The sequence below is a fragment of the Pseudomonas sp. TKO26 genome (genome assembly GCF_003225665.1).
GTDB lineage: Bacteria > Pseudomonadota > Gammaproteobacteria > Pseudomonadales > Pseudomonadaceae > Aquipseudomonas > Aquipseudomonas saponiphila.
Genome location: NZ_QKLN01000016.1, coordinates 12296 through 24894, shown reverse-complemented (window position 1 = coordinate 24894; position 12599 = coordinate 12296). Strand labels below are relative to the sequence as shown.

General features: G+C 60.4%; 4 protein-coding genes and 2 pseudogenes. 2 read left to right on the top strand and 4 right to left on the bottom strand.

Going from position 1 to position 12599, the window contains the following annotated elements; all coding sequences use genetic code 11:
* Positions 1 to 3: 3 nt before the first annotated feature.
* A pseudogene (locus DNK59_RS20805) lies at positions 4 to 297 on the bottom strand (alpha-hydroxy-acid oxidizing protein); the annotation flags it as partial.
* On the opposite strand from DNK59_RS20805, the pseudogene DNK59_RS20800 reads away from it, so the two are divergent.
* Positions 236 to 487 (top strand): annotated as a pseudogene (locus DNK59_RS20800) (ABC transporter ATP-binding protein); the annotation flags it as partial. The pseudogenes DNK59_RS20805 and DNK59_RS20800 sit on opposite strands and share 62 nt — an antisense overlap.
* 6 nt (positions 488 to 493) lie before the next feature.
* On the opposite strand, the gene DNK59_RS20795 reads toward DNK59_RS20800, so the two are convergent.
* From DNK59_RS20795 to DNK59_RS20785, 3 genes are all read right to left on the bottom strand, one after another.
* A complete protein-coding gene (locus DNK59_RS20795; RefSeq protein ID WP_110724429.1) occupies positions 494 to 2104 on the bottom strand; it encodes an amidohydrolase family protein in 1611 nt (536 codons plus the stop codon).
* A gap of 98 nt (positions 2105 to 2202) precedes the next feature.
* On the bottom strand, positions 2203 to 3432 hold the full coding sequence (locus DNK59_RS20790; RefSeq protein WP_110724428.1) for an MFS transporter: 1230 nt from the start codon (positions 3430 to 3432) through the stop codon (positions 2203 to 2205).
* Between the two features lie 47 nt (positions 3433 to 3479).
* The gene (locus tag DNK59_RS20785; protein ID WP_110724427.1) at positions 3480 to 4370 is read right to left on the bottom strand and encodes an amidohydrolase; all 891 of its coding nucleotides are present in this window, start codon (positions 4368 to 4370) and stop codon (positions 3480 to 3482) included.
* An 815-nt stretch (positions 4371 to 5185) separates the two neighbouring features.
* Here DNK59_RS20785 and DNK59_RS20780 point away from each other — a divergent pair.
* A complete protein-coding gene (locus DNK59_RS20780; RefSeq protein ID WP_158288757.1) occupies positions 5186 to 12463 on the top strand; it encodes a glycoside hydrolase family 18 protein in 7278 nt (2425 codons plus the stop codon).
* Positions 12464 to 12599 lie beyond the last annotated feature (136 nt).

Genomic DNA, 12599 nt, shown 5'->3' with positions numbered 1-12599 from the left:
GTCGACGGCTTGAGCGATGGCCGGCAGCATGTTGATGCTGGAAGGGGCGCCATCGAGCTGGCGCCCACCGTGGTTGCTGACGATCAGTGCATCGGCGCCACTGGCAACGGCCAGGTGTGCGTCCTCAACATCGAGAATGCCTTTCAGAATCAGTGTTCCGCCCCAGCGATCCTTGATCCACTTGATGTCGTCCAAGCGTAGCGTCGGGTCGAACTGCTCGTAGGTCCAGTCGGCCATCAGCATCGTCCTGGCGGTGATCCTGGCGTCCTGGGTGATCGGCCACGCGGGCGGCAACACCTGGGGCCAGAGCCTGGATTTCGCGTTGCTCTACATCATGCTGGCCCTGGGGCTGAACATAGTGGTCGGCTATGCCGGGCTGCTGGGCAAGGGCTTTATCGCTTTCTACGCGGCGGGCGCCTGCCTTGTGGCACTGCTGTCCCCGCCGCACCTGTTGACGCAGTTCCCGGCCCTGGCCGCGCCGACTCCCTAGTCGTCAGAAACCGTAGAGCTGTGCCGGGTTGTCCACCAGGATCTGCTTGATCAGCGCGTCATCGTTTTCAACCCAGTCGAACAGCATCTCCAGCAGGCTGGCGTCGTTGGGCATTGGCACCGGTATGCACGGATGCGGCCAATCGCTTGCCCATAGCAGGCGGTTCGGGTTGGCCTCGATCAGCGCTCGGGCGTAGGGCGTTACGTCGTCGTAAGGGAAGTCCTTCGACGCGGTGAAGCGATAGGCGCCGGAAAGCTTGACCCACGCCCGGCCTTCTTTCAGCAGTCGCAGCAGGTCGATGAATCCCGGGTGGCTCAGCCCGCAACTGGTGGGCATGTGCCCCATATGGTCGATGACGACTGGCACGGGCAGGCTGGCCACGGTTTCATACAGGTCGGCGAACTCGGTGATATCGATCAGCAACTGCAGATGCCAGCCAAGTGGCGCGACTTTTTCCGCCAGCGCCGCAACATCCGATACCTCAACGCCACTCTTGAAGATCAGGTTGACGCGCACGCCGCGGACCCCGAGGCGATGCATCGCCCGCAGGGTTTGGGTATCGGTGTCGGTATCGATCACCACAACGCCGCGCAACGCACTTCCGCCTTCTTTCAGCGCCGCCAGGGTGGTGCTGTTATCCGCCCCATAGACACTGGGCTGGACGATGACCGCGCGACTCAAGCCGAGGGTTTTCTGGACGCGCTGAAAGGCCTCCAGGGGAGCGGGGGGCGGGGTGTAGGAGCGGTGAGGGGAGAACGGCTGCCCATGCTCGTCACCAAAGACGTGGAAGTGGCAGTCGCATGCGCCGTCCGGCAAGCTGCGTTGCAGTTGGCGAGGCTCGGGATCCGGGCCTGCGCACTGCGGCGCATACGTCTCGCCCAGCGAACTCATACGGGTGATTTCCCAGCCTTGCAATCCGCGCAATCCATTGCGCTCGGCGGAATTGATGATTTGTTGCCAGGTGGCGCGCCTGGCGAGATCGGGGTCGCCGAGTTTGATGGCGTCAAAGATCGCCTGATGTTCGGCCAGCAGCGTTTCGCCGAGGTCGCTCGAACGCACCAGGCGGTTCTCCAGCAAGGCCGCTTCGTAGACGTGGCTGCAGAGAAAGATGATGAAGTTGCGAAAGTAGTCATTGCCTGTGGCGTCGGCAATGGCGCGCTTGAACTGCAGGCTGTGCTCCAGCATGTCCTGACGGTTTTGCAGGCCGGCGCGCAGGGTGTCCAGTGCCGCTGCGATCTTGTTCAACTGATTGAGCGAGCGGCGTCGGGCGGCCATGGCGGCGGCGGCGACTTCGAGGTCCAGGCGCAGTTCGTAGAGCTGACGCAGCTTGGTGCTGTCTGTCAGTTCCTCCTGAGTAATGCGGAAGCTGCTCTGGTTGGCTTCGGTTGCAACAAATACCCCAAGCCCTTGGCGACTGATGACCAGGCCGGCCGAATTGAGCCGGGCCACGGCTTCACGCACGACATTTCGGCTAACGGCGAAGGCTTCGGCCAAGCGACTTTCAGTGGGGATGCGGTCACCGGGACGGAGTCGGCCTTCACGTATTTCACTTTCCAGATAACGAAAGATCTCAACCGAGAAGTGATCACGTCGGCCAATTGCTTTTATAGTCATTTTACTCAGTCATCGAATGTCGGTTTCAAACGCTTGAAACGTAGAACGCCCGCGTAACGAACGATACGCGGGCGTTACTCTAACAAATGATGGCTCGCTCAGTGCAATTGCTTGCCCTTGGTTTCCGGGAGGAAGCAGGTCACCACCAGGACCAGGCAGTAGGCACCTCCGGCGAACATCGCAATCGCCGTGCCCAGGCTGTATTGGGCGCTGATAAAGCCGACCAGTCCTGGAAACAGAGCCCCCACCGCTCGCCCGAAGTTATAGGAGAACGCCTGGCCGTTGGCCCGTACTGCCGAAGGATAGAGTTCCGTCAGAAAGGCCCCCATGCCGCTGTAGATACCGGAAGCGGCGAATCCCAAGGGAAAGCCGAGAATCAGCATCTGGGTATTGGTCAGGTTCAGTTGCATGTAGCAGATCACGCTGATGCCCGACAGGACGGCGAAGAGGATGAAGTTGGCGCGGCGCCCCAGCCGGTCGGAGAGGAAGGCGCCGCACACATAACCGAAGAACGACCCCAGGATGACCACCAGCAGATAGCTGCCGGTGCCGAAGACTGACAGGCCCTTCTCCAGCTTCAGATAGGCCGGCAACCATGTGGTGATCGCGTAGTAGCCACCTTGTACCCCCATGCACAGCAGGGCCGACAACAGAGTGGTGCGCAGCAGCGAAGGGGAGAAAATGTGCCAGAAGGCCACCGTGTTGCCTGTTTCGCTCTGGTGCTTTTTGCTCTGCAGGAACACCTCGGGTTCTGGCACGTATTTACGAATGTAGAGCACCAGGAGCGCAGGTGCGATGCCGATCCAGAACAGCGAGCGCCAGGCAAGGTCTTCAGGAAGGTAGCTGAAGGCCACTGTGTAGAGCAGCGCGGCCGCGCCCCAGCCAATGGCCCATCCGCTCTGCACGATACCCACGGCCTTGCCGCGATGTTGCGCTCGAACCATTTCGCCGATCAGCACCGAGCCCACGGCCCACTCGCCGCCAAACCCGAGTCCCTGCAGTGCGCGAAGAACAAACAGCTGTTCGAAGTTTTGCGCGAAGCCGATCAGCACCGTGCAGATCGAGAACCACAGAATGCTGATCTGCAGCAGCCGCACCCGACCGTAGCGGTCAGCCAGAATCCCCGCCCCCCATCCGCCAATCGACGAAAACAGCAAAGTCACGGTGCTTAGCAGCCCCACTGATCCCTTATCGATGTGCCAGAGGGTCATCAAGGAGGCGATGACAAAGGTGAAGACCATGAAGTCCAGGGCGTCCAAGGCCCAGCCACCAAATGCCGAATAAAAGGTGCGTTTTTCAACGGTATTAAGTTCGCTAAACCAACTCATTATTGTTCTCCGTGCGGCACCTTGGTGCCGCTGGGTTATTGTTTTTGTTATTTGAAGTCGTACAGAACAGCGGGGTTGTCGACCAGGATGCTCTGTCTTTGGCGTTCACCGGGCGCCCATGAGTGCAAGCGATCCAGTAGTGAACCGGTGTCGGGCGTGCTTGGGAGCGCTACGTGAGGCCAGTCGCTGCCCCAAAGCATTCGTTCGGGTGCGACGCTCAGCAAGGCATGGGCCAGCGCATCCGTATCGGCATAGTCCGGATGTTGCTCACTCAGGCGATAGGCGCCCGACAACTTGACCCACCAACCGTGTTGCGCCACGTTTTTCAGCAGCAGCTCGAACCCCGGCTCCTTGACGCCCAGGTGGGCCGGGAAGTGTCCGAAGTGATCGATCACCACAGGGCAGGGCAGCTTGGCCATCCGTGCCTGCAGCTCGCCTAACCGCCGGACATCAATCAAAAACTGCAGATGCCAGCCCAGCTCGGCAACTCGATGGGCGAGGGGCTCCATCAAGTCCAGGTTCACGCCTCCGCGAAACAGAACGTTGATGCGAACGCCGCGCACACCCAAGGTGTGCATGTGCTCCAGTTCGTCATCGCCGATTCGTTCGTCGACTACCGCGACTCCCCTCAGTCGATCGCGGTGACGTTGCAACACCTCGAGCATGTAGCGGTTATCGGTGCCATAGATGCTTGGCTGCACCAACACTCCTCGCTGCATCCCGGTCGCCCGCAACATGTCCAGATACAACGCCTCAGGTGCCGGAGGCGGGGTGTAACTGCGCTCTGGTACCAGGGGATAGCGCTCAAAATCAGCACTTATTACATGCGCATGGGTGTCGCATGCACCTGCCGGTAGCACGAAGCCAGGCGCTCGGATTTTTTCTCGCGGGGCGGCACAGGAGGGCGACCACTGTGTGGCGGATTTGGGGTGAGACATGGATTTCATCTCCTCGACAGCTCTTCGCACGCCTTGGCGGTTGAAGAACAGTACTTGTCGGTTGTTGGTTGTAGGTTGTCCAACAAGTGCTGGCATGTTGAGTTTTTGCCCTGGCCTTGTCAATGCGCGCAGGTGGGGATTTTGTGCGGGTCAGGTAAATGCGATCGGAAGGTCTGGCCAAACATGCTGGACACATCGATGTTGCGCCAGCGCAATCATGCCGCCATGCAGCGTGATGCACGGGTGGGTCCCAGCCTTAGCCCATTCCCCTTGCCATGGCGGGAGAGCGGATTTTTTTGCCGGATTGATATCATCTTGCTACTTTTTTCTAGGGGCATTCATGCCCCTCTACGTAATGCTTGGAACAAGGAGTGTTCATGCATGCGCCTTCCTGACTCACAAGGTGTCAGGTGCACCTGATCTCCTTGAATCGGTCCAGTCGTCCAGTCGTCCAGTCTTTTGTTTTTTGTTCGTCCTGATGTATCGGCGTCGGGACGGGACCTTTCATGGCCCAAGCCGGGTCGCAGGAGCATCAGATGCAAGAAAAACTGAGCAATGGATTGCAATGCTTGTTTGAAAAGAACAAGGGAGTCGACACCCTCTATCTTTACAACGACAGCAAGTCTGTAATCAAAATCAAGCAGTTGCGCTTACGGAACAACGTCTTCGTCGGCGTGGGTACACCGAGCAACCTGACCAAAGATACAGTCGACTGGCTCACCCGCAATTCACTGCCGGTCGATAACGTCGGTAATGCGCAAAAGATCCAGTTTTTACGTTCAAAGCTCCAAGTCGATTTCAGCGACCTGCTAGACGTGAAAAAAATATGGTCTGTCACCGAGCTGTACGACAACTATTTCTGTGCCTGGGACGGCCTGAGCCACGGCAGTTGCTTGCGCCAGGACTTAGGAGACCATTACGAACTCACCTGGAACTACCAGGAGCCTCAGGTTATCGGTCCCTATGAGCAGGTTGCGTTGTCCTATGCCAACTCGTTTTACGGGTTGCCCATCCGATCGGCGATCGCAGGGGTGCAGTACTTGCCTCGGGTGTTCGTTCAACTGGATGTCGATACCAGTGGCGTCAAGGGTTTAAGTGCCAAACCCGAAGAGGCCGATTTCCAGGAAGTCCAATTGGACGCGGTGATCCTGCAAAAGGAGGGGGGCGAGCGCCGAGTTTTGGACCGGAACATGGCCGACAAGGCCAGATCGTCGGACCTGACCCGACGTTTCGTCGGTTATTACGCCAACTACTTCATGTATGAGCGTGATTACTTTGTCACCGATATCCCGATCGACCATATCAATTGCATTTCCTACGGCATGATGAGCGTTCAGGAGGACGGTAGCCTGTGCAGCAGCGATGAGTGGTCCGATAACTTCCAGGTAGCAGCGCTGCAGTTCATGAAGCAGTTGAACCCCAGCTTGCAGGTTTCCCTGATCGTCGGTGGCTGGCCCAAGAGTCCGAGCGTCACGTTCAGTACTGCCCCGAGTTTCCCGAGCAAACAGTCAGTTGAGGAAGGCCACTTTCGGATCGTCCAGTTGGAGCAGAAGAATCAGTGGGAAGTGCTCTACAGCAGGCCGTCCACTCCCACGCTCCCCGGGGCCGTCATCTCTTTGCAGATCGATAGAGAACCGGAGCCGTACTCATATTTCGCTCTGGACCCACAACGTCTGTTCGACGACAGCGCGCCCAAGCGCGGGTTGTATGCCTGGCTGACAAAGCATGGCGCATCCTACGAGGGATGCAGCATCAACCTTGCCGATGAGAGTCAATACCAGAGCAGATACCAAACCGCCGATCAGTCCATCCTGGACGCTGATCTTGAGCTGATGTCGTTGCTGGGCAAGGCTTTCGACGCGCAGTCGTCCATTGCGCCCTTTGCCATGCAGTTTCGGCAGATATCCAGAAATCCCGCCCAACGCGAACGCCTGGCACAATCGGCAGCCACTGCCTTGCGTACCCTGGGCTTCGATGGTTTTGAGGTGGACTGGGAGTACCCGCTGGTCGAGGATGGCGACGGTTACCTGGACTTGCTGTGCGAGCTGCGTAGAACCCTTGGCGACAAGCAACTGGCCGTTGCGGTCCCCTGCGCGCCGGACAAGATCAGCCGCTTGACCGAACGCCAATGGCGCGGTTTGGGTGATCAGGTCGATCACGTCAACGTGATGAGCTACGACTACCACGGCAGTTGGTCGCAGGTATCGTGGTTCAACGCGCCCATGGGCATGCCCGATCCGGCGGCCGGGGGCAACCGAGTGCCGGAAAATCAGCGTACCTACTGCCTCAATGAGACGGTCAGGATTTTCCTGCAACTGGTGGCGCGAAATTGCCTGACGCGCCGGCAACTGACGCTGGGCCTGGCGGGTTATGGCCGTGCGGTGCAGGTCGAAGCTGTCAATGATGACAACAAAGGCCTGCTCTGCCGCATAGAGGGGCGAGCCTCACCGGGTGAGCCGTTTTATCGAGAAATTGTCGCCATGCGCGAAGCGGGTGGCTACAAGCGCAAGGAGGGAAACGCCCCCGCGCTTGGCTGGCCCGGCATGAAATTCGTCAGCGAAATGGACCCTTTCGCGCGCTCGCCCTATGCCTACAGCACCCTCAGCGGTGTGTCGCTGACTTATGACGATCCGCGTTCCCTGCGCGAGAAGGTTCGCCTTGCCCTGGCGGAGCAGTGGGGCGGTGTGATGATCTGGGACCTGTCCGACGATGTGCCAGTCAGCCACCAAGACTCGTTGATCGCTGCGGTGTCGGACGAGTTGCGTCAGTGCCATCCGGCAACTGCCGTGACGTTCTGCGAGCAAGAGCAGGACCCATGGCTGGTGGCGGCTCGCAAGGACGAGCCGGTGGTGGCACTGACCCTGGCGAGCCGGGTGGTGGAATACGCGGCACAACCGGCCAGCCATGCCCAGGATCTCGGATTTGAATCCATTGAGGCCTTGGCCGCGCTACCAGGCGGCGCCGTTGCGGCGATCAGTGCGGCAGGTCTGCACCTGCTGACGACGCAGTATCAAGGCTTCGAAACCCAGTGTACCTTGGCGTTCGACAAGGCTGTAACGGGGCGGACGGCCTCCTTGCCGTTGAGCGATGGTCGCCTGCTGTTGCGCCGCGCAGACGGCACTTTGTTGGTCCTGCGTCTGCAGGATGGTCAGTGCCAGAAGGAGTTGGAGCTGGCCGGGAGCATTCATGACATGAGTTGTGTAGGCCCGAACCAGATAGCGGCGTTGCAGGGACAGAGCTTGCTGGTCTGGACCTTCGACGCATCGTGCTTCCAGCAAATCCATCGAGTCGATCATTCCGCGCAGTTGGTCGCGTTTGCTCCGCTGTCCGGCGGTCAGTTGCTGCTGGTCAGCAACGATGGCGAGGCATTTCTCTGGACGGCCGAGGCCAGTGGTTTGCAACCCTTGAGCCTGACCATGGGCATCGAGGTACCCCGGTTGCTACGCTTGCTGCCGGACGGGCGCTTGCTGGCATGCCTTGGCAGCGGGGCTTTGCAACTCTGGCAGGTGGCGCGCGATGACGGACGACTCCAGGCACTGGAGGTGACCGTTCAGCCCTGGAATGGCATCGCCCGCGATTGGTTGGACGTGGCCGTTCTGCCCAGCGGCGGTTTTGCCCTGCTGGATCGCGAGCGACTGGTGCTCTGGCAGGCGAACCCGAGTACGCGGATGTACGAGGTGATCCAGCAGATTGTCGTGCCCGGGGCCAGCGCCCTGGCACTGCTGCAGGACGCCAGTCTGCTCGTGGCCCAGGGCCAAAGCCTGCAACGCTTGGAGTTTCCAGGCTGGCCCAGGGTCCAGGCCGCGCGCCGCACCCCTTGGCAAGTCACCGACAAGGATGGGCTGACCGCATTGCACTGGCTGGCCAAGGGTACCCGTACCTCCAGCCTGGAGCAGTGGCTGGCCATCGGCGCGCCGGCGGACTGGTGGTTGCCCGGTACCGACAAGACCTTGCTGGCCGAAGCCATGCGTGCCGGCCGCCCCCAGGCCGCGGCGATGCTGCTGAGGGCGGGAGCTCCGTTGTGGCAGGCGGAGCACGCCGCCAGCCATGGGCAACTGCTGAATGCCGAGCTGCTTGCCGAGTTGTTACCTGCTTCACTGATCGCGGCCTTGCCGGCGGAAAATCGGGTGGCGCGAGTCAAGCCTGGCTTCGATCTGTCGCAGTTGCCGAGCGATTGCCATGACTTGTTGACGGGTTACCCGTTGCTGACCGGACGCATGGCCATCTGTGTCTACCTGCTGGTGCCGCTCCTGGCCAGGCAGTTGCAAAATCTGCTGTCACATTTCGAGATCGATGATGACTGCCTGACCGAGCTGCGCCAGGAGTGTCCGCGGGTCGTTGCACAGGTGCAGCCCCTGCGCGGGCGCGGCTTTGCTGACGAAGCGAGCTTGCGCCTGGCCCTGACACAGCAGTTGGGGGAGGCGGACCCTGGCGCGTTGGATGCGGTGCAGAACGCCTGCCGCCGAGTAAAACCGCAGTTGGCCGGGGAGGGGCGTTATGACCTGGCGATCTTCGAGCAAGGCGTCACGGTGCTGCAGCGGATTCTCGATCAGGCCCTGGAACAGCCGCTGCTGGCTCTCCAGCGCAAACAGCTGCTGGAGCAGTTCGTCGAGCTGGCAGCGCCACAACCTGGCGACCTGCTGAACATCAAGGCGGATGTGTGTGCTGCGGACCTGCCCGCGGCGACCATCGACTTTCTCACTCTCTACCCGCGTGCAACTGCGCAGATGGCCGAGCAGCTCAAGGTCTGGAGTCCTGCCTTGGCGGATCTGATCACCGGCTTCAGCGTCGGGAGTCCGCAGCCAGTGGCGATGGCGCTTCCCGACGAAGCCATTGACCGCGCCCACCAGGCGATGCGCCAGTTGCTGGTGGCCGTTGTACATCCCGCCATGACCCAGGCCCGGGCCGCAGACTTCCTGGCACGTTATGCCAGCGCACCCTGGTCACCACGGGTCGATCCGCTGGCGCAGCCCCTGGCCTGGGTCAACTGGGCATTCGATCCGCCTTTGGGTTCGTCGGTCACTCGTGAGCAGGGCCAGGTCGCGACCCCGTCTGGCACCGGCTCTGCTTGGGATGTGCCGGGGCAGGCATCCGGCGTTAGACCCGCGCAACAGTCAACGCCTGGATCGTCTGCCCCCGATCTGGACGATCATCGCGGCTATATCGCCAAGGTCAGGGCGGCCGGGGACGCGATGGCGGAAAAATCCAAGCCCGGCAAGGATTACTTCGCCGACTACAAGGAGAGCAAACGGGCGAAAGTGGAATCCGCTCACCCCCTGACCGAAGAAATCCGCTCCTTGAAGGACCACGTTGCTAGCCAGTACAGGGAGCTGAATGCTCAGAGCGAAGATCTGCACAAACTGGACACCCTTTCGCTCGATCGCCAGTATCAGTTCGTTGCGCAAAAGCGCGGGATCCAGCCGGACGCCGGTCTCAATGAGGCGCAGCAGCGGGCGCTGGTAAATGAATGGAAGGATCAGGAAACATTTCAGATCGAACGCGGAGTGGAAAGGGCCGACGCTCAGCGCAAGCAACTCAAGAACCTTGAAGCGCGGCGCACGTTCGAGGTCAATGCCGATCCTCGCATGGAGGCCATAGCCAAGCGCGAGGCGTCGCTGAACAAGCTTAACAGTGGCCTGGACAACACCCGTGAGATTCTTCAAGGGGTACAGGCAATCAGCAAGTTCACGCGGATGCTGTCCAACCATTTCCTGGGCGACTCCGACGCTGGCGAGATCGTCAACAAGGTGTTGGACTACGTCGACCTGGCGATCAACATCGCTGTGGTGGCAATCGATGCGGTCAAGTCGATCGCCAATGCCTTCTCTTCCGGGGGCGGCATGGGGGTGTTCGGTGTGGTAACGGCTGTAGCTAATCTGGCAGCCAGCATCTTCGGCATGTTCAATCCGCAACCCGACCCCTATCTGGAGGCGGCCAAGGCCATCTCCGAGCAGATCACCCAGATGTATAACGTGATGAACCAGCGTTTTGATCAGGTCATGGAGCAATTGCAGAACATGAACCAGAGCCTGAGCTGGCAGATGAATGTGTTCAACCATCAGGTCGACGCCCGTTTTGATGGCTTGCAGCGTCAGTTGGACGACATGTCCGTGTCCTTGACCCGACAACTGCAGCAACTTGACGCGGCGCTGGTCAGTGGCCTGCGCATGACCCGTCGGGAAATTCGCGACTCCACTCAGCAGGTGTTGGCCAGCATCGTCTGGAGTCACGATGATCTGGTCAATCGGATGGAAATGGCCAATCAGGGCTTCAAGTCGGATCTGCAAGGGCTGAATGCCTTGATGAGCACGCAGTTGCTGGCCGATCTGAATGAAATTGACGTGATGATCGCCAACGCCGAGCGTGAACATGGCAAGGCTGCGGCACTGGTTGCGTTGCAGAACGATCCCGCCCGTCTGCAGCAGATGCGCGACCGCCTGGAAAGCGGGATCCGCAACAAGCTGCTGGCCGGCGGTATCAGTCGACCGCTGGCCAGCCTGTGTTTCGACAGTTTCGAGAACGCTGAGGTGATGAACATGGCCCGGGTCATGGCCACCGATCACTTCGCAGAGTGCTTCGCGTTCTACTACGCCTCCCAGGGCGCGGACAGCCGGGACCATTCCAGCAAGGTGTGGAACTCGACGGCGGTGGCATTTCCCTTGAGTCGACGTTTTCTGCGCTTGCAATCCTGGTATGCGCGCTGGCTGGAAAATCCGCTGAGCATCATGGCCGCAGTGGCGGAACTGGTGGATGCCCCGGTGGCCAGGTCACGGCAGTTCCTCGTCGGCCTGCAACAGGACAAGGAGTTCTTCTCGCGCTTGCTCGACCGCTATCTGGAGCGCGCGCTGGAGCTGCTGCGAGCCTGTCGCGGGGTGACGGTTCGCGAGTTCGGCCAGACGCTGCGCCTGCCCTCGTCGCTATTGACCGATACACCGGCCTTGCTGCCGCTGATGTTCGACCGCTTGCCCCGCCTGGGGCTGAGCAATCTGGCGCTCGATACTCTCGAATCGAACCGGCCACAGCGTCGCGATCAGGACATCTCGGCCTTGCAGGCTTACTTCGATGCGCCCGCGGGCAACTGGCGCTTGCAGAAGCTGTGTCGCACCCTTGTCTTGGGACACGCACTGAACGCCTGTGAGTTGCGCTTGGACGGTGATGACTCGACGCGAGCGCTGGTCATGCGTTACGCCGGCAAGGACGTGTCGATCGTGTCGATGAGCGTCCAGGATGATCGGGTGCTTTCGGTGGCTCTGCCGTCGTGTGATAACGGCCTGTTCGTGGCGCTTGGCGAAGACTGCCGGCAGATCCAGCAACAATGGATCGCCGCCTATAATCGGCGCATCCCCCAGGACTGCTCCGCCGAGCTGAAGGCACTCGATGCCAGCATCTCGCAGCTGGCCCTGTTTCTCGGCCTGGCTGGAGCCACTGCGCAACAGATCGAGCAGGTCCTGGGACTGTGCTGGAACAGCCAAAGCGTGGTGGCCTACCTGGAGGCGCAAGCCGAGTTGACGAGCTTGGGCAAGGATCGCCTGTCGCCGCCACTTGCGCTGCTGGCTGCGTATACCGACCAGTTGTCGAAACAGGCGCAAACCCTTGTCGAAAGTACACTAGCAGCGCTCGCTGCCCGCCCGTCGAGCGACGATGAACTGCCAAGCTTGCGCGACAGCCTGCTGGCGCAACTGGATCTGCTGGAGCAACAGGCAAAGGACTTGCGCGGTGAACTGGCCGGTAGAGATCTGAGTGATGTTCTACGGGCTCATGGGCTGGCCGAGGAAGACGGATTGTTGCGCCTGCCATTGGCGCGACTGCGCGAAGGCATGACCTTCGAAATGACGCCCGGGATTCAATTGCGCGAAGGCTGTCGACTGACCCTCGCCGGGAGTGGCCGCTTCGATCTGACTTATACCGACGGGGTTGGGCGCGCGGTGGTGCAGAAGGTCGACCTCGACGACGCGATAGCGCAGATCGACCTGGTGAGTGCCGCTGGCCAGGAGAACCTGGCGGCCCTTGGCATCGGCGTTACTGCGCAAGAGCATCAGGATGTCTGGCTCGAAGGCATCTGGATCAAGGAGGCTGAAATCCGCGCGAGTTGATCCTCTGGCATGAGAGGGCGGATTCGATGCGCAAAGGGTGGCGAGTACAGGTCTGTGCTCGCCGAGGTCAATGATGGGAGTGTTTGCCGTGCAACCGGTCGCCAGAGTTTGTCCTGCACGCAGGTCCATTGGGCAT